Origin of the sequence: Cocleimonas flava, from assembly GCF_004339015.1 — a bacterium.
In the GTDB taxonomy this organism is placed as follows: domain Bacteria; phylum Pseudomonadota; class Gammaproteobacteria; order Thiotrichales; family Thiotrichaceae; genus Cocleimonas; species Cocleimonas flava.
In genome coordinates, this window is sequence record NZ_SMFQ01000003.1 from 503,387 (window position 1) to 529,541 (window position 26,155).

A 26,155-nucleotide genomic window follows, 5' to 3' on the forward strand; every position below is an offset into this window, starting at 1 on the left:
TAATTATTAAACAAGGGTAACTATAGATAACTACCGAGCTTTAAGAATAGCGAGTGCTTTAGAGTGATATTCACGACGGTATAGAATAATCACAACCCACGTTGACGATAATATAAAAGCAAACGGATGGAAGAACCAACTTAACTCGGCCAACGCAAAATAATATGCGCGTAACCCGTCATTAAAATGATTCGCTGCAAGGCTACTCAATTGCGCAAGTTGTCTGGATTTTGCTTTAGCATTTTCTGTTTCGCACTCTTTGGCAGCTGGAATAGAACCCAGAAATGTTGAACAGTAAGAATGTTGCCTAATCGACCAGGTAAACTTAAAGAAAGCGAACATAAAAATAACGATCAGCACCAATACTTTTAACTCCCACAATACTTTTGATGTGGTTTGAGAAAACGGAATATTCTGGAACACTTTTAATACGTCATCACCGGCACCAATCAACGCGAGCGAACTGGCTATAATCAACATAGTGGTTGATGCGAAGAAGCTTTCTTTACGAATTAAGCCATTGATTACCTGACTATCCATAATACGGTTATCGCGTTTAATCAGCTCCGAAGCCCATTCATTCCGGACAACGTTCATTTCAGCTAATAAGCCTACTTTGTGTGTATAAAACTTATAACGGGTAAATCGAATATAGACTATCCATATTATGATAAACCACGACAATGCGATTAAATCGAGAGATGAAATCCCTACATTACTTAACGCTGCTAACACGATAAATTGACCATAATGATGAAATCCGCTTTTTTACTCTATGTCTTGTGAGTGCTTGTTAAATAAATATATGAGTGCAATCTCAAACGTTACAAATAAATACTGTTAAAACTACCTGTGAACTATACCCGATAAGTAATCATCATTCCCAATACCACGATAACTTTTTTAAACGTATTATCTTATTACTATCAATAAGGTAAGCGTATTTTTGACAAACGTAACCCGTGGCGTGATGCTAAAAACATGGCGTGATACAAAGAGACGGGATGTTCATTAAAAATGCTAAAACCAATTCACTGATTTAAGTAAACACGCCTTGATACGATTTCTGTATAAAAAAAGGCCGCTAAAAATTAGCGGCCTTTTTTATCTATAAGCTAAATGCTATTTAACTCAAACCTGCAAACTGTAACAGAACCAATGATAGTGGCGGCCAGAAGGCAATAATTATCCAGACAATAGTCAACGCTAATAAGTACGGAAGCACATGCTTAACGATTGAGAAGTATGGAATACCAGTGATACCACTCGCAACGTAAAGGTTTAATCCGTATGGAGGCGTAATAAAACCAATCGCATCACCCACTAGGAAAATAACCGCGAAGTGTATTGGATCAACCCCTGCGGTATAAGCAATAGGTGCCAAAATAGGCGCAAGAATAATGGTATTAGGTAAACTTTCTAATACTGTTCCAGCGGCCAACACCAATAACATACAAGCAAGAAGTATTATCGTTGGATCACCCAAACCTGTGATAAGTGAACCGATCCACTCTCCGGCTCCTATCAAAGATAGAATCTGCTGCATCACAACCGATACCGCAATTAACGGTGCCAACATACCTGTGATATGACCTGATCTCATCAAGATTTTTGGAAGACTCTTGAATTTGATTTCTCGTGTAATAAACAGACCTGCTATCACACTAAAACCAACGGTCACACTTGCTGCTTCTGTCGGTGAAAACAATCCAGAATAGATACCATAAACAACAATGAAAATCGCAACAAAACCAAGGTAGGCCCTAAGACCTGTTCTCATGATGCGTTTTGGTTCCCACTTTATGATATGTCCCCAACCATTCTTACGGCTAATGAGGTAACAGGTGAACATCATCGCAACCACCATCGCCAAACCTGGCAACATACCCGCGATGAACAATTCACTTATCGGTAAATTAAGTAAGAAACCGTAAACGATAAAAATAATACTTGGCGGGATGATGATTCCAACCGTACCACCTGCGGCAATGGTTGCTGCTGCAAAGGTTTTGTCATATCCACCCTTAGTCATTTCTGGGTGCATAATGCTACCGATGGTTGCCGTCGTTCCCGAGTTTGACCCAGAAATTGCCGCAAACATCCCACAGGCACTAATCGACGCCATGCCCAAACCACCTCGAATAAAACCTAGACATGAATATGCAAAGTCAGACAATCGTTTGGCGATACCTGCTGCATTAATCAGGTCACCCGTCATAATAAATAAAGGTAGCGCAAGAAGCCCAAAGAAACTCAATCCTTCAAATAAGGTTACACCTACGTTAGCCAGGGTAAAGTCGATAACTAGACTGACACCAACCACCCAAAAACCAATCACTAAAAATATCGGTACACCGATAATAAAGAAAAACGTAACTCCGAGGGAGATAAGCGTTATTAACATTCCATCTGTCATTTTATATCTCCTATTACTCGTTTAAGAGGCCTTGTAAAACAAAAGGCTCACCCGTTTTATAGACTCTAAGGTCTTCCAAGAATCGCTGAATCACACGGAAGATAATCAACGTCCATGAAAGCGGTGTCGCAAGATAGAACCACCATTGCATAACATCGTTAGTACCCCCGACAATCGCAAAGTTATCGTAAGAACTATGCACTTGAAGAATGGTGTAATAGATGACCACACCTGCAAAAACGATCCACAAAATTCCGTCTAGTGCTAAAGCGGCAAATTGCAATTTATAAGGTAACCGAGCGCGCACCTCTGTTAATGCCAAATGTGTGCGTTTCTTGATGTTGTAAGAACAGCCAAACCATGTCAGCCATAAGAATAAAAGAATGGGTACAGTCGTACTCCAAGGTGCTTGTAGATTGAAAAAGAATCTGCGAATAACTTCGACAAAGATAATGCCTGCCATGGCTGTATATGAAATTACAATGACGACTTTTTCTATATTTTCATCTAGCCAATTAAAAAGTGAACGGAGTATTCCCATGTATATAACCCTGTAATTTGATGGATAATCAGATGATTTAATTTAAAAGTAACTGAATAAAAGCACTAGGAGCACCTTTGAAAAAGGTGCTCCTAGTCATTTACAACGATAAAAAACTAAGAGATTAAGCTCTCCACCATCTGTTAGGCTTGACGTTAACAGCGTGTGTATCTTTTGGAATTTCACGAGCGATATCATAAATTTCTTTATAGGTATCATGTCCGCCAGACCACTTATTCAAACGCTCACGCCACTGCTCCCAAGGCTCAGGAACATATTCAGGTGAACACATTTTTTCAGCTTTTAATAATTCTTCATCAGATAAAGTAATTACACGAGTCTTGTTTTTAGCAAACAGACTATTTGGGTTTTGCGGATTAGTCGCACCAGTGATTTCATACATGCCTGCTTCATTCATACCTTGAGTAAAGATTTGAGCAGTATATGCAGATTCCATCACATCATCTTGTAAGTCAGATCCCAACTTATCAAATACAGGTACTGTTATTCCGGTAAACTCTGTTCCACAGAAGAACTTCAGATCTACTGATTGCGAAACTACTGGTGACATACCCGCGTAAGCAACTGCAGATGCCCAGGTTTCAGCACCATCAATAAGACCCGTTTTTAATGCATCTAAGGTTTCAGACCAGGCAACTGGTACTGGGTTAAGTTTCATTAAGTCCATGGCAATACGACCTAATTGAGTACCCGTTACACGATTTTTAGTACCTGCCAATTCATCAATACTAGTAATGTCTGGCTTATCAGCGTATTTCAGACCCATTTGTAGGCCGCGTAACTCACAGTGTGTGAATAAGAAATGCAGTTTATGCTTGTCTCTTAATGGCTGGCGAAATAATTTTTCACTTTTGTTACTGTAGAAAAAGTGGAATTGCGCAGCTCTTGAAGGGAACATATAAGCATAATCAAGAACATTGAGATAAGGCGCTGCACCTGCTGAGTTTTGTGTTGAAGCAGAAACCATATCAACGATGCCTTGTTGGGATTTCTTAACACAGCTAGTTTGACCACAAATTGCATTGTTGCCGATAAATTCTACTCTGATTGCGCCATTTGTGCGTTCTTCAAGATCACGCGCGAAGAATAATTGTCCAGACTTTTGAATGTCTAATGCTGCCTCACTAAAACCTGAAGCACCAAATTTTAATTTAAACTTTGGTTCAACGGCGTAACGTTTTTTATCTGTTTCTTCAGCGGCCTGGGCTAATTGAGTCAGAGACGCAGTTGCAGCGATACCACCAGCTGCCATCAATGTAGAACTCATACCATAACGACTGGCAACTTTCATAAAGTCGCGACGAGATACTCCTTTTTTACTATCCATATTACATCTTCCTCCGGTTTAAATTTATCAGCATTATTTTTTGATATGCCTGATCTTTTTTTTAGATAAAAGAACATGACAAATATAAAAACTGCTCATTTTAATAAAGCTTTGTAGCTTATTTGCTTTCACATTTAGAAATGCCCCTTCATTACGGAAAGCAAATTAATGCGGGGTTTAAACAGTGACAGAGTTAATAAAACTATAGTCACCTTTTAAATATATTTCTGAGCTTTATTTATTATTGTTGTTGAAGTTAACACTTAGAACCAGTTCTTTGACGCTTAGATTTTGCCGAATATATATCCGTAAAAACCTGTGTATTAAGATCAAAAAACGCTATTCATATTTTTAAAATTGATGATGCGGAAGCACTACAAAAACAAGATTGAGTTTAAAATTAAACTCTCAAAAACCCCTGCTTGTAAGCGCTTACATCAGTATAGTTCAAAATCTAATTATTACAATTGGAAAATTAAAACTATGTTTTGTTTCATCATATGAAATCCCTAAGTTGGTCTAAATATATCCATACACATTACTAATATCAACCATTTTTTAAATAAAATGAAACTAATTGTTCCAAAAAATGAAAATAATGATTAATATAAGCCGAGATTTGTTAAATTCGGGAGATAAAAAATGACATCAGCAGTAAATAGTGCGCATTCAAATGAACAAGAATTTGACTATATAGTTGTTGGTGCTGGCTCTGCCGGCTGTGTATTAGCCAATAGGCTTTCTGCCGATCCTGCAAATCGCGTATTATTGCTAGAAGCAGGCACTAAAGACTGGAACCCATGGATACACGTACCAGTCGGTTACTTTAAAACCATGCACAACCCTGCCACAGACTGGTGCTATATGACCGAGCCAGATGAGGGTATTGCTGGACGACAACTACAATGGCCTCGCGGCAAAGTATTAGGCGGTTCGAGTTCTCTGAATGGCCTTTTATATGTTCGCGGTCAAAAAGAAGATTACGATCGCTGGGAAGAATTGGGTAATAAAGGCTGGTCATTTAGTGATGTTCTCCCCTATTTCAAAAAATCCGAAGATCAGGAACGCGGCGCTAATGATTATCATGGTGTTGGTGGTCCGCTAAAAGTGTCTGATTTACGTTTGCGCAGACCTATAGCAGATCTGTTTATCAAAGCCGCCAAACAAATCGGTATACCTTTTAATGAAGACTATAACGGTGAAAAACAGGAAGGCGTTGCCTACTTCCAGCAAACGGCTCACAAAGGCTTTCGCTGGAGCACAGCTAAAGGCTTTTTGAAGCCTGCACGTAGTCGCAGCAATTTGACCGTGATGACGCATGCACACACCTCGCGTATTTTATTTGACGAGTCTGGCGAGACACCTAGAGCTATAGGCATCGAGTTTTTACGCAAAGGTGACTTGCAAACAGTAAAAGCCTCTAAAGAAGTCATATTGGCTGCAGGCGCTATTGGCTCACCACAGATATTACAACTCTCAGGGGTTGCTTCCTCAGAGCTATTGAGCAAACATAATATTCCGGTTGTTAAAGAATTACCCGGCGTTGGACAAAACCTGCAAGACCATCTGCAAATACGCCTAGTCTATAAGACCAAACAAAATACTCTGAATGACGAACTAAACAGCTATTTCAAACAATTTAAAGTGGGATTACAATACTTCTTTAAACGTACCGGTGCATTAACCCTGGCCGCAAGCCAAATCGTTATCTTTACTAAAACAAAGCCCGAATTAGAACGTCCTGACATTCAATTTCATTTTCAACCACTGAGTGCTGATAAGCCTGGTGATGGCGTGCATCCTTTTTCTGCCTTTACTGCATCTGTTTGTCAGTTACGCCCTCATAGCAGTGGTCATTTAGAAATCACATCAACGGATCCACTAAAGTACCCCGCAATTCATCCCAACTATTTATCGGATGACCGAGATGTTCAAGTGGCGATTGAAAGTATTAAAGTTGCCAGAAAAATAGCTGAAGCACCTGCGTTAGAAACCGAGATTCTTGATGAGTATGTTCCTGGACGTCAATTCCAGACCGATGAAGAATTACTGGATGCCGCACGCAAATATAGCCAAACCATATATCACCCAACCAGCACCTGCAAAATGGGTAATGATGAGATGGCGGTGGTAAATGATCGTTTACAAGTTCATGGTATACAAGGATTGCGCGTTATAGACGCATCTATCATGCCAGAAATAGTCTCTGGGAATACCAATGCTCCGACTATTATGATTGCAGAGAAAGGTGCGGATATGATTCTAGAAGACAATAAAAGCTAATACTCTTCAGCTTAATCATAAGCCACCCCCCTACTTATGAGGCCTTTTTGTTCATGTGATACTAAAAGGCGTGTAAGTTAGTCTAGATGCTTCTATAACAATAAAATTAAGAGCGAAAGTACAGGCAGGATAATCTAAGCCTCATCATACTCCGCAGACTCAAGCTCTGAGATCTTGGTGGCCGCCTTATTAAGTTGAGGAATGTATTCTTTAAGGTCATCAAGACTTATGCGCGCGCTAGGTGCATGAACCGCTATTGAATAGCACACATCACCCTGCTCATTTTTTACAGGTACCGCCAAAGCAATCATACCATCAAGATATTCACCCTGATCAAAACCGACTTCTTCTTCAGCAATCTGTCTTAATTGTCCGCGGAGCTCTTTGACACTGGTGATTGTTTTATCGGTATGCTTTGAAAGACTCGCCGCTTTTAAATATCGTTGCTGCCATGCCGTATTCATATTCGCCAGAAATAACTTTCCTGCAGCGGTGCAATGTAATGGCAAATGCGAACCTACGGGTAAATGGATGCGATACGGCCAGTTACTTTCAATACGATCCAGATAGATGATTTCATTACCGTCTAATGCAGTCAGGTTCACCGTTTCATTAATGCTTTCAGACAAGCTTTGCAAGATCAGGTGTCTACTGGCCGTCATGACAGAATTAGATAGCACAGCAGTTGCGAGTTTTCTTAAACGTAAGCCACCCACAAACCGTTTACCGTTGGGCTCACGTTGCAATAAACCCTCTTCTTCCAGTTGTTGTGCAATTCTGTGAACCGTCGCTTTTGGCAAATCCAGATCTTCCGCAAGGTATGCGCTGGTCAGTGGTTTATCTGCCTTCATGATGGTTTCTAGCAACATAAATCCGCGTATTAATGTCGATTGGGTGGCGTTATCACTACTCATATTGACCTTTTGTCCTATAGTTTAACTCTAAAATACACGTTTAAAATACCGATGTACACAAAAATGAGATTATTCATCTCATTTAGTGAAAATAATGATTGACTTAAATTAATGAGACGATTAATCTCAATTTTCTTAACACAGCTACACATTACTGTTACACAATACTATGTAACAGCTTTACTACAGAGGAGATCGAAATGGCTAAAATGACGCCAAGTGAAGCATTCGTAGAGACTATGGTCGCGAATGACGTAGACACCATATTTGGAATTATGGGTTCTGCATTTATGGATGCGATGGATATCTTCGCACCAGCAGGAATTAGTTTGATTCCGGTTGTACATGAGCAAGGTGCAACGCACATGGCTGATGGTTACTCTCGCGCTACAGGTAAGCACGGTGTAAGTATCGGACAAAATGGTCCTGGTATTTCTAACTCTGTAACAGCAGTTGCAGCAGCATACTGGGCACACACACCATTAGTAATGATTACTCCTGAAACAGGAACCATGGGTCAAGGCCTTGGTGGTTTCCAGGAAGCTAACCAGCTACCTATGTTCGAAGAGTTCACTAAGTACCAGGGTCACGTATGTCACCCAGCTCGTATGGCAGAATTCACGGCACGTTGTTTTGACCGTGCAATGTCTGAAATGGGTCCTACACAATTAAATATTCCACGTGATTATTTCTATGGTGAAATAGACGTTACGATTCCTAAGCCTATGCGTTTAGATCGTGGACCAGGTGGAACACACAGCCTTGATGAAGCAGCAGACTTGATTGCAGATGCTAAATTCCCAGTGATCATTTCTGGTGGTGGCGTTGTAATGGGTGATGCAGTTGAGCAATGTAAAGCGCTTGCAGAACGTTTGAATGCACCTGTTGTAAACAGCTACCTTCACAATGACTCATTCCCGGCAAGTCACCCACTATGGTGTGGTCCACTAGGATATCAAGGTTCTAAAGCTTCAATGAAGCTTATCGCACAGGCTGACGTTGTTATCGCTTTAGGTTCACGTCTTGGTCCATTCGGTACATTGCCACAACACGGCATGGATTACTGGCCAACTGAAGCAAAGATCATCCAGATCGATGCTGATCACAAAATGCTTGGTCTAGTTAAAGACATTTCTGTTGGTATTTGCGGCGACGCAGGTGAAGCAGCAACAGCACTTGTTGACCGTTTAGAAGGTCGTGATTTAGTAAGTGACGCGAACAAAGATGAGCGTACTGCAACAATGAACGCAGAGAAGACAGCTTGGGAAAAAGAGCTAACTGAATGGGTTCATGAGAAAGATGATTTCTCTCAGGACATGGTTGAAGAAAACAAAGAGTTTGGTTACCCATCTCCACGTCAGGTATTACGCGCTCTTGAAAACGCAATGCCAGAAGACGTAATGGTTTCTACAGACATCGGTAACATCAACTCTGTAGCTAACAGCTACCTACGTTTTGAAAAGCCACGTTCTTTCTTCGCAGCAATGAGCTGGGGTAACTGTGGTTACGCTTTCCCAACAATCATCGGTGCTAAGAAGGCTGCTCCACACCGTCCTGCAATCTCATACGCAGGTGACGGCGCATGGGCAATGAGCATGATGGAAACTATGACCTGTGTACGTCATGACATCCCTGTTACTGCTGTTGTATTCCACAACCGTCATTGGGGTGCAGAGAAGAAGAACCAGGTTGATTTCTACGGTCGTCGTTTCACAGCGGCTGAGCTAACAGATCAGGACTTCTCAGCAATCGCTAAAGCAATGGGTGCAGAAGCAATCACTGTTACTAAGCTTGAAGAAGTTGGACCAGCACTAGAAAAAGCTATCGACATGCAAATGAACGAAGGCAAGACGACTATCATCGAGATCTTCACAACTCGTGAATTAGGCGACCCATTCCGTAAAGATGCATTGAGCAAGCCAGTACGTTACCTTGAGAAGTACAAAGATTACGTATAATCGTTAGATCGCTTAATGATTTAGGCTAATAAAAAGCCCGTTCAACGTTTGTTGGACGGGCTTTTTTTTATGAGTAGAATATTCCTTGAATAAAAAAAGCCCTCAAAGGTGGGGGGTGCCATTTTAATAGATAGCACTGAAGAAATGAGATTAAAGAGAGAACATTGTTCGCTTGATAATGTATTCGCTTGATAATGTATTCGTTTGATAATATCAGCTAACCACTTTTGCCCTATTCTCTCCCCAAATATTTAACAGGTTCGAACTGAAAACAATAATCGCACCAACAATCACCCAAGCATTGATAGCTTCGTTATAAAAGCTAGCGCCAATCAACGCGATAATGGGTAAACGCAAAAAATCTATCGGGGACACAAACATGACTGGAGCCAGTTTCAGTGCTGATGTTATACAGAAATGGGCAAATAAACCCGCACAGGCAACCAGCACAATCAAAGGTAAGGTCGCGAGACTAGGCATCGCCACATCGCCATCGTAAGCTGCACAGACGATTCCAAGGGCCAGTTGAATCGCCGTTAACCAAAACATGATGCAGGTAATACTTTCCGTTTTAGAAAGTAATTTGGTGCCAATATACGCACCTGCAAAGGCTACCGCGCACAATGCAGCGGCTATTACTCCTGAACTTATTACGATAGTTCCCGGCTGTGCAACGATGAGAATACCTACGAAACCGATAACAACGGTAAGTAAACGAATTTTGGTTAATCGTTCGGCGAGAAAAATGGGGGCTAATAAAGCAACCCATATTGGTGTACTAAATTCAAACGCGAAAACCTGTGCGAACGGAATGATGGCTACCGCATAAAACCAAAGATTCTGACCAATGAAATGACTCACGTTTCGAATAAAATGCAACCGAAAGCGTTTTCTTGTGATGGTCGATAGCGTGCCGGTAAATCTCGCAATAATAAATACGATGATTAAACCAATCATTGAGCGATACATCATGATTTCGAAGGTATCTAACTCAACGGCCATTTCCCTGCCAGCAATTGCCATTGAGGTAAACGACATAACTGCACCCAGCATCCACAGCATAGCTTTAACAGAATTTGTTAATTTCATATTGGATTCACCAATACCAAACTTTGTGAATATCTAGATAAACTTATCGCGCCTAGTTTATAAATACCTGGCTTGAAAATTACCAAGAGAAGTTTTGGATTTTGAGGTCTTGATTATTGATCGTCACAACGCGTATAACTGCGTTTTTAACATCGATATGCCAGCTAGAACCAACACCAACACTGACTACCTTTTGTAATTCTGACCCATCTTTTTTAGATACCCAGAGGTCTGTTACCCGTTTTTCATTGTCTTTCAAACCAATCAGTAACTTATCTTTAGGTTGGCGCTCAGGGACTGAAGCATTGTTTTTAATCACGGGATTATAAGCGACTTCTGCACCGTTGAATTGAATGCTATTACCCTGATAAGCCGATTCAAAATAAACAAACGAAATCATCCTGTCACTGCTCTTATCAAACAGTAATTTATGTGTTTCAGAACGAGGGTCATAAATGGCTAAATTAGTCATTTTTCCTGATGATTTATTACTGCTTAAAATCCCCTTGCCTTCACCCACTGACACGATTGCCTTGTAGTAATAACCTGATACTGGGTCATAAGTATTTATTTCGTTATTAGCGTAATAATTTGCCTCTGCGGAGAATACGGTTAACAACAATAAGAGTGGGAGGAGAGAGATTAAACGTTTCAATGAAATATCCTTATTTTGACTGACTCAAAGCAACTGTTGAATAACATTATAGTCAAATAATACTGCTTGAGGCACCCCCCTACTTTGAGGCGCTTTTTTCTTTTTATTGTTTAAAAAAGTAAATAGAATTTATACAGCGCTATCCAGTTATTAGGCTGTCTTTTAGTAAGACGACTAAAAAAAGCCCTGTAAGTAGGGGGGTGCCATTTTGAAATTTAAGCAATCAGTTTTAAGCTTATTCGCCACAATAACTACTCTTTACTAGCCAGCTGACATAGAGACTAGCGTATTTCACGTTTATAACTAAATTGATCTGCGCGACCTCGTGTTGTTCTTACCTCAACTATTTTACTCCCGCTTGTAAATGTAGATCGATTCAAAACCACCACAGGAGAATCTATCTTCATATTCAGCTTCTCAGCGGTGTGTTTATCACAAGCTTCAGCGGTTAATGTTTCTTCCGCACGTACAATGGGAATTTTATAATGATCAACGATTAACGCGTAAAACAGGTCCGGGATGTGTGTTTCTTCTTTTTCCAGATCGGGCACCAACTCGGCAATCCACCAGGAATTTTCGATAAACGTGGGGGTGTTATCAATGGAGCCAATTCGTTCTATGAAGAGTAATTCGGTACCCTCTGCTACTTCTAGTTTCTCGCAAATTTCTTTGGGGCCTTTGCCCAACCAGCGATCGGTTGTCGATTTTCTGATTCTTACTTCGTGACCTGCAGCATCAGCGTAAGAGAAAAACCGAAACAAGCTATTGTTAAAATCGATACTCGATACAAAAGTCCCTTTACCTTGATGTCGATACAGCAAACCTTGCCAGACTAGGTTATCCAGAGCTTTTTTAACGGTGCCAATACTCACATCTAATTCCTTAGACAGACGCGGTTCGGACAGGATTAGATCACCAGGCGTGAGTTCACCCTGTTCTATTTGATGCTTAATATGTTCTTCTACTTTTTGATAAAGAGGCTGCACTTGTCTGTGATTAGCGCTTTCATCGATGTTTGGATTTTTAGTCATTTGTATGTGTATTTTGGTTTTTTAATAATAAATATTTGACAGTTAAAGAGAGTACTACTATCTTAATACCACTAACTCATATATATGAGTTGTATGACCTTCAGATTACATTAACTATAGTTCAAGTCATCTGATATTTCTACTTACAACAATAATACAAAAAAAGATAAAAGCTTTAAGAGGAGCAAAGTGGAATTCTTAAATTATTTCGGTAATGTATTTACCGTATACCATATGTCTTTACTGATAGGTGGCACCCTTGCAGGTTTAATTCTTGGTGCCTTACCCGGTTTAAGCCCTACCATGGCTGTCGCTTTGATGATTCCATTTACTTTCCATATGGAACCGGCGGCAGGTCTTATTCTATTAGGTGCAATGTATACCGCAACCGTCGCTGGTGGAGCCATTAGTGCGATCTTAGTAAATGTGCCCGGAGCACCCGCTAATATTGCCACCGCTCTAGATGGACATAAACTGGCGGGGCAAGGACGGGCTGCTGAAGCACTCTTCTATTGTTTTACCAGTTCATTTGTTGGTGGAATAATTGGCATTATCATCCTGATCTTCTTCACCCCCCCACTTGCAAAACTTGCGCTTAAATTTGGACCTACAGAGTTATTCTGGATTGCAATTCTGGGGATAACAATCATCGGCACAATTGGTAGTAAATCAGTCGTCATGGGGTTGCTCTCAGGCATTATAGGTATTGCGCTTTCTACCATTGGTGCGAATCCAATGCTCGGTGAAGATCGTTTCGTATACAACGAACACCTTGAAAGTGGCATTCATATTGTCGCTGCGTTGATTGGTTTATTTGCCATTCCTCAAGTATTAAATCTTATTGAGAAATCTCGAGACGCCAAAGATGCCGCCATCCACGATTTGGGTGAATCCAATGTATTAAAGGCTGTTCTATACAACCTCACTCGCATTAAAGCGCTGTCTATTGGTTCAATTATTGGGGTGATTGTCGGCGTTATACCCGGAGCTGGTGGACAAATTGCGGGCCTAGTTGCTTATGATCAGGCGAAGAAACTCAGTAAAAATCCTGACAAATTCGGCAAAGGTGAACCCGATGGTGTTATCGCGGCAGAATCTGCAAACAATGCGATGGTAGGCCCTTCACTCGTGCCTTTACTGACGCTTAGTATTCCTGGTAGCCCAACCGCCGCGGTGTTACTCGGTGGATTATTGATACATGGTTTATTTCCTGGCCCGACCTTATTCACAGAACACGCTGAAGTCACCTGGACTTTTATTAACTCGTTACTTGTTGCACAAGTCTTCATGTTAATCATTGGTCTAATACTCAGCAGGCACAGTGGCTGGATTATGAAAGTCCCTGCTCACTTTATGGCGGCGACCATATTTATCTTAGCGGTATTTGGTACTTACAGTATTCAATCGAGTTATTCAGATGTATTGATAATGGCTACTCTGGGTGTGTTTATGTACTTTGGTAGCAAGCTTGGTTTTAGTCCTGCACCTGTTGTTTTAGGCATTATTCTTGGGCCGATTGCAGAGGACAATTTCTTACAAGGAAAATTGATTGGAGAAGCCAGTGATGGTGTCTTCAATTACTTCACTTCTGGTGTGTTGAATATCACGATGATCACGCTTGTGGTTCTATCAATTGGATACAGCGCTTATTCAGAAGCAAAAATGAACAAATTAAAGCAGAAGATATTGGCCGATAAAGAACGAAATAACAGTAACACGCAGAAAGACAATAACACTCAAGGAGCAGTTTGATGATTTGGTTTAAATCTAAAGAACACATAGCCGCACTTGTAACAGCTGGTATCGCTACACTTGCCCTTATTACCTCTTTTTATAAAACAGATGCTGAAGTCTATTTATTTCCTAGAATTGCAGCAGTCATTATTACTTTATTAGCCGTTACGCTGATTATTAAAGTCATTAAGAATACGGCAAAAACGGTCAATTTCTCTGACAGTTTACCTAAGCTTATCAAGTGGAAAACACTACTACCTGGCTTGGCTGTGGGTTTTATCTATCTATTTTTATTAGAAGTTGTCGGCTTCTATGTCACCTCATTTTTCGCTTATTTCTCAATCTGCGTGATTTACGGCAGATGCGATATGACAAATCGTAAGCGAGGAATTTTTAAACTTGTTGTTTCAACAATTTTCATGATAGTGCTGTTTTTACTGTTCTGGAATCTCTTGCATGTACGAACACCAACAGGATGGTTGATATAACTATTCCAAGAAAAAAATAAAAAGACATGGAGTCATTTTACACATGCGCAAATATCCTAAGGAGGAATTACGATGTATCAACGAACAAAGACGTGCCAACTAACAAAGATGTGCCAACGAATAAAAGTGTACCAACGAACTAAAAAATACCAAAGAAAAAGTAAATTTACCAAGCTAGGCATCATGCTAGGCACCAGCCTGTTAACCATAGCCGCTACCACAAATAGCTATGCAGAAGGTTACCCAGAACGCCCGATTGGGGTGATGGTGGCTTATAACCCGGGGGGTGCTACTGACTTTCAGGCACGTATTGCCACGTTAGCATCCGCCAAGATGAAAGACGACAAGCCTATTTCAATAGGCCAACCGATCTATGTCACTAATAAACCAGGCGCTGGTGGCCGAAAAGGCTGGAACTGGTTTGCAGATAAAGCGCCCAAAGATGGTTATATGATGGCGGCGTATAACGTGCCTCATTTCATTGCTCAATCGATAGTCTATGACACTAAATACAACATCAACAATCTGGAACCGGTAGGAAACTGGGGTGCTGACCCAGCAGTGCTTATCGTGGGCAAAGACAGCCCATTCAATACTGTTGCAGATTTAGTTGCTTTCGCAAAAGAAAATCCCGGAAAAATCACCGTAAGTGGTGCGGGTAAATTTGTAGGACATCATATCGCGCATTTACAACTCGCAAAAGCAGCCGGAATAGATATTAAATACGTACCGGGTAAAGGCGGTGTTGGCGCGATGAAACTGGTAAAAGGTGGACAGGTTAAAGCCGGATTTAATAACCTATCGGATGCCGCACGCGCTTCTGAAGACATCAAAATCCTCGCGGTAGCTGATCTTGAAAGACATTCATTCTTACCCGATGTTCCTACGCTTAAAGAGTCTGGTATTGATGTTGATAATTCGAGTGTAAACTTCCGTGGTTTGATGGTTCCTAAAGGAACACCTCAGGATGTTATCGATTATTTAGCAAAATCAGTCCCTGTCATGTTTGAAGACTCAAAAACTATCGGGAAAATGAAGCAAACTAATTCTCCTGTAAAAATAATGAGCCGAGATGAAGTCGTCGCCATGTGGGCAGAAAGACAGACTGCACTCTCTGCATTACTGGAAGGTTTGAAATAACCTTTATTACACGTTAGGCCGATGGATACACAGTATTCATCGGTCACCATTTTTTAAAATTCATTGAAAGAACGACATAGTCTATGGACACTGAAAGACAACACTCGACATCGAATAACGTTACAGAACTCGTTAACAGAGCCCGCAAAGCTCAACTTATCTATGAGCAGTATACTCAGGAACAAGTTGACGAAGTTGTTACAGCCTTGGGCTGGAGCATTATGAATCCAGAAAATAATAAGACGCTGGCGATGATGTCAGTTGCTGATACTGGGCTTGGAAATGTCGAAGATAAAATCATTAAAAATCATCGTAAAACACTCGGGCTATTACGTGATTTACAAGGCGTTAAAACAGTCGGTGTCGTCTCTGAAAATATCGAAAAGGGTATTGTTAAAATAGCTCGCCCTGTGGGCGCAGTAGGAGCCATTGTGCCCTCAACAAATCCTGCTGCGACACCTGCCAATAAAACCATTAATGCACTAAAGTGTCGAAATGCGATGATACTTGCGCCTTCTCCCAAAGGTGCCAGTAGCTGTGCCAAATTAGTTGAATTCATGCATGCTGAACTGGAACGTATCGGCGCACCAAAAGATTTGGTTCAGCACTTACCCTTTCCAATCAACAAAGCAGATACTCAACAACTAATGAAAGAAGTTGATCTGGTGGTTGCTACCGGATCACAAAACAATATGCGCGATGCTTATGCCAGTGGTACCCCAGCCTTTGGTGTTGGTGCGGGAAATGTCGTTTCCATAGTCGATGAAACAGCCGACCTGGATTCAGCCGCGCAAAAAATTGTCGCATCGAAAGCATTTGATAATGCCACCAGTTGTTCATCTGAAAATCAACTCGTTATCGTAGATGCTGTTTACGACCAAATGATTGAAGCATTAGCCAAACAACATGCCATCATGCTGAGTGACAGTGAACGAGATAAAGTATGCGAAAAATTATGGCAAAACGGCTATTTGAATCAGGCAGTAATCGCCAAAAAAGCCAACGAAATAGCCCAGATGTGTGAGCTCGATTCACCTAATCAAGAAAATGCAAAAGTACTGTGCGTCGCTGCAACCGGAATTGGAAAAGATCACCCTCTATCAGGGGAAAAACTTTCCCCCGTTCTAACGGTTTACCGTGCCAGTGATTTTAACGACGCCAAAAACATTACCAATCACATTCTGGATTTTCAGGGTAAAGGGCATTCAATTAGCATTCATTCGAACAATGATGAACGTATATTAGACCTTGGTCTAAACATGCCAGCCTGTCGAATTATCGTTAATCAGGCACATTGTTTTGCCACCGGCGGAAGTTTTGACAATGGCATGCCCTTTTCTCTCTCGATGGGTTGCGGCACATGGGGCAATAACAATATGTCAGACAATATGAATTATAAATACTATTTAAATACGACGCGTATTGTCCGGACTATTCCTGTTAATCAACCGTCTCTTGATAGTGTATTCGGTGATTACTGGAAGGCGCATAACATCTCACCTTTGGCTGCAAAGTAGAGGTTTAATTTATGCCAACCAGATTACAGACCGTTAAAAAAATCATTGACCAAGGTGCGAAACAACATCCTGATAGACCTTTTCTTATCGCTACTGAAGGAGTAGATGAATACCTGACCTGGTCACAGTTACAAACTCACGCCCAGGAAATTGATGCCCTTCTGGATGATGAAGGCATCGAATTGGGTGAGACCGTAGCTTTCCTACTTGATAATGGTTACTGGACGACGATTTTATTCCTGGGGGTAATGTATAGCGGCCGCGTCATTCTTGCACTAAATGCACTAAGTGGCCCAGATGCATTGGCCTATGTAACTGAACATTCTGACGCGAAGTTAATTTTCACCAATGAAAAGTTTACGAGCAAGTTTAGTGATGTTTTTTTACAAATACCCGATTCAACCAAAATTATAGATACCGATGAAACCACAGGCCCTGCTGTCGAATTTCCTGAGATAAATACTTCCAAAACTGAAAATAAAATCTGCCCTGATAGCATAGCCATTTTGATGTATACATCAGGCACGACAGGCAAGCCCAAAGGCGTCTTGCTCTCACACAAAAATGTTATTGCAGGTGGGCGTAATACCGCCGTTGCACATCAATTGACGGCTGAAGATATCAGTCTCTGTGTTTTACCCTTGTACCACATCAATGCACAAATGGTTTCTGTGATGGGGACCTTAGTCAGCGACAGCAAATTAGTGATTTCAGATAAATTCAGTACTCGACGATTCTGGCAAGACATTCACCATCATCGGTGTACCTGGTTCAGTATAGTGCCGACCATTATCTCCTATCTTATTGATCATGATGGAGAAGGCACCAGCGATAAAATGATGCTGGATATAAAACGTCAGGTACGCTTTGGGCGATCCGCATCAGCTGCGCTTTCACCGTCCAAACACCAGCAATTCGAAAAGCGTTTTGGCATTCATATCATCGAAACCATGGGACTCACCGAAACAGCCGCACAGATTTTATCAAACCCTATGCCTCCTAAGAGCATTAAATACGGCTCACCGGGCACTGCGTTTGGTAATCAGGCAAAAATAATCAAAGACGATGGTAGTGAAGCACCTACTGGCACCATCGGGGAACTGATGATTAAAGGTGATAATGTGATGCAGGGTTATTACAAAAACCCCGAAGTCACCAAAGAAACAATCACTGAAGATGGATGGCTACACACTGGGGATCTTGCCTATGAAGATGAAGATGGTTTTTTCTTCATCACAGGACGTCTCAAAGAGCTCATCATTAAAGGAGGCGAGAATATAGCGCCTCGGGAAATTGATGATATTTTATATGGTCATCCTGCTGTGCTGGAAGCCGCCGCATTCGGTATCGAAGACGAACACTATGGTCAGGAAGTAATGGCATCTGTGGCGTTATGTCCGGGCATGACAGTGAATCAGGAAGAGCTTTTAGAACTTTGTATAGAAAAACTGGGAAAATACAAATCCCCCAAACAGATCACGATTATGGATGAATTACCCAAGGGGCCTTCTGGAAAAATTCAACGATTAAAGTTAAGTGCATAGCGGTGTCTAATTTCAGGAATTATTCGTATTAAAAAATAAAATGGCACCCCCCTACTTCTAGGCCTTTTTTTTGATTAAAATACTAAAAATAAACCATTCAAAGAACACAAAGCATCTAAACCGGCTAACTAATAAGCGATAAAAATCCCATGAATCCTGACTTTATAGCACTTGCACAACAATCACCTAAACGCATTGTCCTTCCTGAAAGTAGTGACGATCGTATTCTTCAGGCAGCTGTAGCAGCTGACCAAAAAGGTATCGCCAAGATCACTTTACTCGGTGACCCTGCGGTAATAAACACTCAACTAGAAAAATTGAACTTGAGTTTAGGGAATATATCTATCGTTCATCCCGAGACCAGTAACAATAATTACGCTACGAATCTGTTTAAGCTACGTGAAAAGAAAGGCATGACTCAGGCACAAGCCGATAAAATAAGCCTTCAGCCTTTGTATTTTGGAGACTTAATGGTGCAAGCTGGCGATGCCGACGCCTGTGTTGCTGGTGTGATAAATTCAACCGGAAATGTAATTCGTGCAGCACTGCATGTTTTGGGTACTGAAACACCAACCACACGTTTATCCAGCTTTTTTATTATGTTGTTAGAAGCGCCATTAGAAAGCCCGGTATTATTTGCCGATTGCGCGATTAATATAGACCCGGACGCAGAAATACTGGCAGACATCGCCATTCAAAGCGCTAAGAATGCAAAAAAATTACTTGGCATGGACCCTAAAATTGCAATGCTGTCTTTCTCAACAAATGGCAGTGCAAAACATATCTCAGTGGATAAAGTCCGAGAAGCGACCGATCTAGTCAAAGAACAGGCTCCAGAGCTGTATATCATTGGAGAAATTCAGCTAGATGCTGCTATGTCTAAACGAGTATTGGCAACGAAATGGCCCGATTCTGATTTTCAGGCACCTGCCAATATTTTTGTCTTCCCGTCTTTAGAAGCGGGCAATATCGGCTATAAAATTGCAGAACGCTTTGGCAACGCCACAGCGGTTGGACCTATCCTCCAAGGCTTGGCAAAACCAGTGAATGATTTATCTCGTGGAGCCGATGTAGAAGCGATCATTAATACGATTGCGGTAACCTGTTTGCAGTGCGAATAAATAACCTAAACGCACTTAGGCTAAATCAAACACGTAAGTACATTTAATCGTTAACTACTCATAAAAACACATCGAAGATTCCATGCAGAGCCTTCGATGTGTTTTTAGACCTTAGAAAAATGAACAAAGCCACCCCCCTACTTTGGGGCACTTTTTTTATACGTAATAAAAAGAAAGCTATCAAATCACGACTTTTCTCAGCAGAAATAAAAGCAGACTAATTACTCCTGAAACGATGCTACTAATAACACTTAGCAATAATTCAGTTGTTCTTTTTAAAACCTTGACCGTTCTTAACGCCCCTTTTCCAAAGAGTTTCATCATCCCTTTGGTTTGACTGCCATATTTCAGTGTGACTTTTTCCAAATGACGCAGATCATCGGTAGTCTCAACGTATTTAAGTAAATGCAGCGTATCTACTGCGGAACTGGATTTACGAATCGTATTTACCTGTACCGCAACTTTTTTAAGTGGCTGGATCGCATCTGGATGATAAGCGCGTTTGGCAGCGCGTTGTATATTATTTAAATTGTTATCTTGTTTGACTAAACGGGTAAACGCAGGCCAATCGAATATCTTTCTGCCAAGTTTCAGCAGTTGCTTCTGAAAGCCTTTACTAATTCTTTGTGTTTTAACAGCCAGCTTCATCATGGAAGCACCCGTTTTAGCGGGAGCAGCAGTCCCCATAGAACCAATAGTTAAAGCGGTTAAACCAATTCCGGTACCCGACAAAATAACAATCAGCTCATTCACGTCTTTTCCTGCCAGATACTTATTTGTTTCTTTCTTCAAATCCCTGACGTCACCCACGACTGTAAAATCTGCACTGACAGCTCCAGCAATGCCTGCAATATTAGAACCATCACCCTTAAGGAACCCATCAATGAAGTTTGAGGTGTTATTAACGATGCGTTTAACCTGAGTGTCTTGCTCTACTAATTGTTGTTCATACTTAGAAAAAGCTAGTGGATAATTATGTTTTTTAGCAATTTCAAGGTACATGCGTACATCATCAAAGTCTGAACGAATAAATGCCGCGTCAATTTCAGATTCTATTGCTTCCTGACTTACCGATTTTTTTAATTGCTTAGAAATATCGACTAAAACGTCTTGATAATTCCAGTATTGAGTGACTTGATACAAACTAAATGCGAATGCACTGAGAGATAGAATAAATAAACCAAGTCTAAATTTTGTTTTAAAGGTGTGCCACTTAAGCATCTTTTTCTAGCGCTATCCATTTCCCTTTGATTAAACCTTCGATAGGCTGGTAACGCGTTTTATAATTCATTTTACGGCAATCTTTTATCCAGAAACCAGGATAAACATATTCAAGCTGTTGCTGTTTAGCATATTCAATTTGCCATAACACGGCGTAAACACCTAAACCGCGCTTATTCCCTTCTTCAGGATCGAAAAACGTATACACCGCAGATAAACCCGATTTAACGACATCTGTAACGGCCACACCAATAAGATTTTTATTGCCCGACTCATCTTCAGAGTAAAACTCATAAAAATCGATATCACACCAATCAGCCAACAGGAATTTTTCAACCCCTTCGTAATCCTGACTTTCGTGACGACTTTCCAGATAGCGTTGGTATAGCGCTAAGTATTCCTCGCGAAATCCAGCCGTGTTTATTTCAACACTAAGATCGCTGTTTAACTTCCAGTTACGTCTCTGACTTTTACTTCTAGTAAAGTCAGCGACTGGTATTCTGGTTGTTACACACTCTTCGCAAGTATGACAATACGGACGGTAGACTTGTTCGCCACTGCGTCTAAAGCCATTTTGAATTAAGTAATCGTAGACATGCGGTGTCATTTCGTAATCGGGGTCGACTACTGCGTTTCTTGCAATAAGACCTGGTAGATATGAACAAGGGTGCATACCTGTAGGAAATATTTTGAGTGGTTGATCAAGTTTCATTGTGAAAGATTATTAACCCATCTAAAGAAAAACATTATAAATGACTTTAATTGCAAGCCCCCTGAGTACATGCTGCATTCTTCAATGCTGTCGCATCAAGTATCTGAATACTACCCTTTTCCTCCTTAATGAAACCTTTACGTTTCCAGTCGGAAAAGAATCGACTCACCGTTTCGATAGTTAATCCTAACAGAGAACCAATTTCACTTCGAGACAAGTGTAGCTTAGACCATTCAGAAGCGGGTGCGCTATCTAAAGCATCAACAGAAAAGGACAAATTTTGATCAGAAAGACTCAAGCGCATAATAAAACTGGCTAATTTTTCAGAAGCTTTTTTAGCGCCAAGCTCTAACAACATATCTTCGGACTGACGAATATTTTTGATTAAACGCGCAACCATGGATTGATCAATTTCAGGCGTAGATTTTCGCAACACAGCTAATTCAGCCATGGGCAAGCGACATACTTCGCAATCTGTGAGCGCTATCGCAGTATTGTTATAACTTTCATTGGCAAAACCATCAAAGCCAAACAAATCACCGGCAACAAGAATACGCACGATTTGTGTACGTCCATCCGGCAAACTCTTAGTGACTTTGATCAAGCCTTTTCTCAACGTGTATGCGCTCTCCGAGCTATCATCAAATTGGCGAAACAATGTTTCTCCAGATTCGAACGTCAAAACAGAAGTATGAAAGTCCTGAATGGTGGCTTCTAAAGACTCTTCCGGTAACTCAGAGAAGATACTTTGGTGACGAACTGGACACGTATAACAATGACCTTTGCATTTAACATGTGACACTAATTATTACCTTATTTATATCACCACAGACAAACTTAAATCTGTTAGACAGTGAGTTGATTTTTTGATTATTGGTTTCATTTTACTGAAAAAAATATAATTTCGATATATTATTGCTATTCTCAAACGATGGGGCTCGTTTGACAAATATCCAGACAATATAATTATAAGGGCTAAGCCGATGAAATTAGGGGCAAAATTTTTAGCATTAGTTGCGTGCTATTTCCTTACAACCAGTAATGGTTTTTCTCAAGGTAGTTCGACTGTACACGATATTAAGCGTGTCGCATTCTCTTTAAATTTAGTCGATGCCGCACTTGAACGTCTAAAACACAGAGTTAGATACGACGGACGTTATGTTGCAATACCTTTTCCCTGGGGTGATGTGCCTAAAAATATTGGCGTGTGTACCGATGTCGTGGTTCGTGCATATAGAAAGTTAGGTATCGATTTACAAGAACGCGTTTTTCACGATATGCGTCAAAGCTTCTCTCAATATCCTAACTTACCAAAATGGAATCGAGTACAAGCCGATCCGAATATCGATCACCGCAGAGTGCTTAACTTACGTGTTTTCTTTGCGCGTAACGGCTCGGCATTACCGATTACAAATAGAGCTAACGATTACTTACCCGGCGATTTAGTCACATGGGACATTATGCCTGGTATGCCGCATATCGGTATCGTCACCAATAAAGTGAGCTACGATAAAAAAAGACCCTTAATTGTTCACAACATAGGTAAAGGTCCAAAACTCGAAGATGTGCTGTTTACTATGAAGATTACCGGTCACTATCGCTACCAGCCTGATTTATAAGTTTTTTTCCCTCTTATCAATTTAACTGAACATCTGTTCAGCTTTGGTTAATTGATTAAATGATATATAGACTCTATACCAATAAATAACTAAATTCCGGGGTCATTATGAGGATAACGTTGCGTAAGCATCCTCTTATAAAATCATTACTTTTCATTTTTATAATGGGAATGTGTAGCCTTACATCAATTTCGGCTCAGGCTGAAGTTATTAGTATTCCGATCAAAAGGACTATTCCTACTCAACCCATCACAAAGCTAGAGGTTATAGCGATGGTTAAAACTATTTTAAATGGTCGTGTGCTTTCTATTAAGAAGCAATCCAGTTACACCAACCCTGATTGTCATCATGTGAAATTTCTTGAAGATCAGGGTGAATTCCAGATGATTAAACTCGGTTGTTACGTAGAAACCATTGCACAGACAGAAAAATAAATATTAAGCCTATAAAAATAATTATGTGCTGTAATTTACTGTGTATAATGACCCTCAAAGTTATTTTTTTTCGTTGCTAATTACTTGATAATTAGACAAAAGAATAACTATCAGAAGATCATAAAATACAGAAACAAATGGGGTTATTATGAGAGTACTGGTTGTCGAAGATGATGCAGATATTCGTGAACAACTCATCGACACATTGCAAGGGGAAGGCTATGTGGTTGATGCAGCAGCGGAAGGTTCTCAAGGTTTATATTACGCACTAGAATACCCAATTGATATCGCGATCGTAGACTTGGGTCTTCCTGAAGTTAGTGGATTGGATATCATCAAACAATTACGTGATGCCGGAAAAGATTATCCGGTAATTATTCTTACCGCACGTACACGCTGGCAAAACCGCGTTGAAGGCTTAGAGGCCGGCGCCGATGATTATGTCGATAAGCCATTTCATCACGAAGAATTATTAGCACGCATGCGCGCCCTACTTCGCCGCACTGGCAGATGGTCTCAGGCTGAATTTTCTTGCGGTCCAATTCGTTTAAATACTTCTGAGCAACGCGTTTTAGTTCATGATGAAGAAATTTCTCTGACTGCTTATGAATACAAAGTCATAGAGCACCTGATGATGCATGCAGGTGAAGTCATCTCAAAAACTGATTTAACAGAAAGCATGTATGATGACGAATCAGACAGAGACAGTAATGTTATTGAAGTATTTATTCGTCGCTTAAGAATGAAACTTGACCCTGATGGATCAATCAATCCAATCGAGACATTACGTGGTCGCGGCTACCGCTTCACACTCACTCGCAACAATAACTAATACACAACAAGACAGACTTACATGAGTTCTCTTCGTAGCCGGCAATTCCTAAGTGCCCTAGCCATTATATTCCTGGGCATTCTGCTTTTAGGAAGTGTTTTATATTATGTCACACAACATAAGATGCTTAAGGACGAAGAGTCTTCATTAAGTGAAGCTGGCCTTGAATTAATGGGCTTCATGGATTTCCATGACGGTAAATTCGTTATTGATAACAGCTCTAAAAACGATTTCCTTGCTTTCTTGACTAGAAATAATTTCAGCAAATTAAGCTCGGAAAAGTTTGCCTATATACAACACACTGAGACCGGAAATATTGTCTGGCACAGCCAATACCCTTTCAATGACATCAGCGCAGGCCGTTTCGCCAAAGATAAACGAAAAGTTTTCACCACTTTCTTATTGAATATGCCTGCAGAAGTTGAAGGGGTTGATATTCTCAACCCAGAAGATACGCAAGGCAGAAACGTCTCCAAGCTTGACGGCGCAGAAAACTACATTGTTTATGCACGTGGATTCAATTACAAACCAAACGGGGCCTATCAGCTTATTTTAGCCAAATCTGCTGAAACCTTACAAAAAGGTCACGATGAGATTATTCGTAATATTTTATTGCTCTTCCTTATAACTACTATTCTGGTTTTAATCTCGCAGCTTGTCAGTAGCTATCTGGTAATCACACCAATTAGAAAGTTTGAACAAGAGATCAACAAGATTGAGTCTGGTGAACAGCAACTTATCAGCAAAGAATACCCTACTGAGCTTTCGGCAGTAAAAAGTGCGGTAAACGCATTAATAAACGCAGAAAAAGGCCAGAAACAACGCTACCGCGACGCACTTGATGATCTTGCCCACAGCCTTAAAACACCACTCTCAGTTCTTCAAAGCTCCGCAGAGAAAAGTCACAATGACACTATTCGTACCCAGGTTGAACGCATGGATGACATTATTGCCTATCAACTTAGGCGTGCAGTTGTTAATGAGCACGGTGGTACCATCATCAAACAACAAGCTGTCAGACCAGTGCTCTACCGATTAAAAGAGTCTTTAATCAAGGTATACCGAGACAAACCTTTTGAATTTGTTATCAATGTAGATGATTTCTCAAAATGCCGCATGGAAGAAGACGACATGATGGAGGTTTTTGGCAACCTCGCGAATAACGCCTGCCGCTTCTGTGAAAAAATTGTTGAGATAACGGGCACACAGAACGGTGACACATTGATTATTGATATCGATGATGATGGCCTTGGCTTTCCCGACAAAAACCCTTCTGAGCTATTACAGCGCGGAATTCGAGCAGATAGCCAATCAGAAGGACAAGGCATTGGCTTAGCTGTAAGTACTGAAATAGTCGAAGCCATTGGCGGTAAGATAGAATTACTGATATCGCCCTATGTAGGCGCCAGAGTCAGATTACATTTACCCATGTAAAGCAAATGCAGTATATTCAATGCTGCATCAGATCAGTCCTGAATCTATCATTCCTTCAACTTTATTATCACTCTAATCTAATCGTGATTAGAGTTTCATAAGTCCACCTTAAAGCTATTACTAA

At 40.7% G+C, this 26,155-nt stretch carries 23 protein-coding genes; 12 read left to right on the top strand and 11 right to left on the bottom strand.

Going from position 1 to position 26,155, the window contains the following annotated elements; translation table 11 throughout:
• Positions 1–30: 30 nt before the first annotated feature.
• The 4 genes from EV695_RS08290 to EV695_RS08305 all read right to left on the bottom strand — a co-directional run bounded on the left by EV695_RS08290 (position 31) and on the right by EV695_RS08305 (position 4,305).
• Positions 31–735: a DUF599 domain-containing protein gene (locus tag EV695_RS08290; RefSeq protein ID WP_165874655.1), complete on the bottom strand. Its 705-nt coding sequence runs from the start codon at positions 733–735 to the stop codon at positions 31–33.
• A 391-nt stretch (positions 736–1,126) separates the two neighbouring features.
• Complete coding sequence (locus tag EV695_RS08295; protein ID WP_131905472.1) at positions 1,127–2,416, bottom strand: TRAP transporter large permease; 1,290 nt, start codon at positions 2,414–2,416, stop codon at positions 1,127–1,129.
• Positions 2,417–2,429: 13 nt separating this feature from the next.
• Positions 2,430–2,957, bottom strand: coding sequence for a TRAP transporter small permease (locus tag EV695_RS08300; protein WP_131905473.1), 528 nt, complete (start codon positions 2,955–2,957; stop codon positions 2,430–2,432).
• A 124-nt stretch (positions 2,958–3,081) separates the two neighbouring features.
• A complete protein-coding gene (locus tag EV695_RS08305; protein ID WP_207907016.1) occupies positions 3,082–4,305 on the bottom strand; it encodes a TRAP transporter substrate-binding protein in 1,224 nt (407 codons plus the stop codon).
• 642 nt (positions 4,306–4,947) lie between these two features.
• Between EV695_RS08305 and EV695_RS08310 the strand changes: the two genes are divergently transcribed.
• On the top strand, positions 4,948–6,588 hold the full coding sequence (locus tag EV695_RS08310) for a GMC family oxidoreductase (RefSeq protein ID WP_131905474.1): 1,641 nt from the start codon (positions 4,948–4,950) through the stop codon (positions 6,586–6,588).
• A gap of 134 nt (positions 6,589–6,722) precedes the next feature.
• Here EV695_RS08310 and EV695_RS08315 read toward each other — a convergent pair whose 3' ends face one another.
• A complete protein-coding gene (locus tag EV695_RS08315) occupies positions 6,723–7,502 on the bottom strand; it encodes an IclR family transcriptional regulator (protein WP_131905475.1) in 780 nt (259 codons plus the stop codon).
• Positions 7,503–7,702: 200 nt separating this feature from the next.
• Between EV695_RS08315 and xsc the strand changes: the two genes are divergently transcribed.
• Complete coding sequence (gene xsc / locus EV695_RS08320) at positions 7,703–9,460, top strand: sulfoacetaldehyde acetyltransferase (protein ID WP_207907017.1); 1,758 nt, start codon at positions 7,703–7,705, stop codon at positions 9,458–9,460.
• 213 nt (positions 9,461–9,673) lie between these two features.
• On the opposite strand, the gene EV695_RS08325 is transcribed toward xsc, so the two are convergent.
• From EV695_RS08325 to EV695_RS08335, 3 genes are all read right to left on the bottom strand, one after another.
• Positions 9,674–10,549: a DMT family transporter gene (locus tag EV695_RS08325; protein ID WP_207907018.1), complete on the bottom strand. Its 876-nt coding sequence runs from the start codon at positions 10,547–10,549 to the stop codon at positions 9,674–9,676.
• A gap of 79 nt (positions 10,550–10,628) precedes the next feature.
• Positions 10,629–11,204 (bottom strand): hypothetical protein, encoded by a 576-nt coding sequence (locus EV695_RS08330; RefSeq protein ID WP_131905476.1) that lies wholly within the window; start codon positions 11,202–11,204, stop codon positions 10,629–10,631.
• Between the two features lie 281 nt (positions 11,205–11,485).
• Entirely contained in the window at positions 11,486–12,235 is a 750-nt protein-coding gene (locus EV695_RS08335; RefSeq protein WP_131905477.1) for a GntR family transcriptional regulator, read from the bottom strand.
• A 189-nt stretch (positions 12,236–12,424) separates the two neighbouring features.
• On the opposite strand from EV695_RS08335, the gene EV695_RS08340 reads away from it, so the two are divergent.
• The 6 genes from EV695_RS08340 (at position 12,425) to pta (ending at position 19,779) form a co-directional block, all read left to right on the top strand.
• The gene (locus EV695_RS08340) at positions 12,425–13,987 is read left to right on the top strand and encodes a tripartite tricarboxylate transporter permease (RefSeq protein ID WP_131905478.1); all 1,563 of its coding nucleotides are present in this window, start codon (positions 12,425–12,427) and stop codon (positions 13,985–13,987) included.
• Positions 13,987–14,457, top strand: coding sequence for a tripartite tricarboxylate transporter TctB family protein (locus tag EV695_RS08345; RefSeq protein ID WP_131905479.1), 471 nt, complete (start codon positions 13,987–13,989; stop codon positions 14,455–14,457). Before EV695_RS08340 ends, EV695_RS08345 begins: the two co-directional genes overlap by 1 nt.
• A gap of 126 nt (positions 14,458–14,583) precedes the next feature.
• A complete protein-coding gene (locus EV695_RS08350; protein WP_207907019.1) occupies positions 14,584–15,597 on the top strand; it encodes a Bug family tripartite tricarboxylate transporter substrate binding protein in 1,014 nt (337 codons plus the stop codon).
• A gap of 83 nt (positions 15,598–15,680) precedes the next feature.
• On the top strand, positions 15,681–17,114 hold the full coding sequence (sauS, locus tag EV695_RS20145) for an acylating sulfoacetaldehyde dehydrogenase (RefSeq protein ID WP_165874656.1): 1,434 nt from the start codon (positions 15,681–15,683) through the stop codon (positions 17,112–17,114).
• An 11-nt stretch (positions 17,115–17,125) separates the two neighbouring features.
• Complete coding sequence (locus tag EV695_RS20150) at positions 17,126–18,658, top strand: AMP-binding protein (protein ID WP_165874657.1); 1,533 nt, start codon at positions 17,126–17,128, stop codon at positions 18,656–18,658.
• A gap of 149 nt (positions 18,659–18,807) precedes the next feature.
• Positions 18,808–19,779: a phosphate acetyltransferase gene (pta, locus tag EV695_RS08360; protein ID WP_131905480.1), complete on the top strand. Its 972-nt coding sequence runs from the start codon at positions 18,808–18,810 to the stop codon at positions 19,777–19,779.
• Between the two features lie 180 nt (positions 19,780–19,959).
• Here pta and EV695_RS08365 read toward each other — a convergent pair whose 3' ends face one another.
• Genes EV695_RS08365 through EV695_RS08375 form a run of 3 tightly spaced genes read right to left on the bottom strand, consistent with a single transcriptional unit; the run spans position 19,960 to position 22,514 of the window.
• On the bottom strand, positions 19,960–21,000 hold the full coding sequence (locus EV695_RS08365) for a hypothetical protein (RefSeq protein ID WP_131905481.1): 1,041 nt from the start codon (positions 20,998–21,000) through the stop codon (positions 19,960–19,962).
• Positions 20,993–21,712, bottom strand: coding sequence for an arginyltransferase (locus EV695_RS08370; protein WP_131905482.1), 720 nt, complete (start codon positions 21,710–21,712; stop codon positions 20,993–20,995). Before EV695_RS08370 ends, EV695_RS08365 begins: the two co-directional genes overlap by 8 nt.
• 46 nt (positions 21,713–21,758) lie before the next feature.
• Complete coding sequence (locus tag EV695_RS08375; RefSeq protein WP_131905483.1) at positions 21,759–22,514, bottom strand: Crp/Fnr family transcriptional regulator; 756 nt, start codon at positions 22,512–22,514, stop codon at positions 21,759–21,761.
• 181 nt (positions 22,515–22,695) lie between these two features.
• On the opposite strand from EV695_RS08375, the gene EV695_RS08380 reads away from it, so the two are divergent.
• From EV695_RS08380 to EV695_RS08395, 4 genes are all read left to right on the top strand, one after another.
• Complete coding sequence (locus EV695_RS08380) at positions 22,696–23,331, top strand: DUF1287 domain-containing protein (protein WP_131905484.1); 636 nt, start codon at positions 22,696–22,698, stop codon at positions 23,329–23,331.
• 170 nt (positions 23,332–23,501) lie between these two features.
• Entirely contained in the window at positions 23,502–23,765 is a 264-nt protein-coding gene (locus EV695_RS08385) for a hypothetical protein (protein WP_131905485.1), read from the top strand.
• Positions 23,766–23,913: 148 nt separating this feature from the next.
• Positions 23,914–24,597, top strand: a complete 684-nt coding sequence (locus tag EV695_RS08390) for a response regulator transcription factor (protein WP_131905486.1) — start codon at positions 23,914–23,916, stop codon at positions 24,595–24,597.
• Positions 24,598–24,618: 21 nt separating this feature from the next.
• Positions 24,619–26,031, top strand: a complete 1,413-nt coding sequence (locus tag EV695_RS08395) for an ATP-binding protein (RefSeq protein WP_131905487.1) — start codon at positions 24,619–24,621, stop codon at positions 26,029–26,031.
• Positions 26,032–26,155 lie beyond the last annotated feature (124 nt).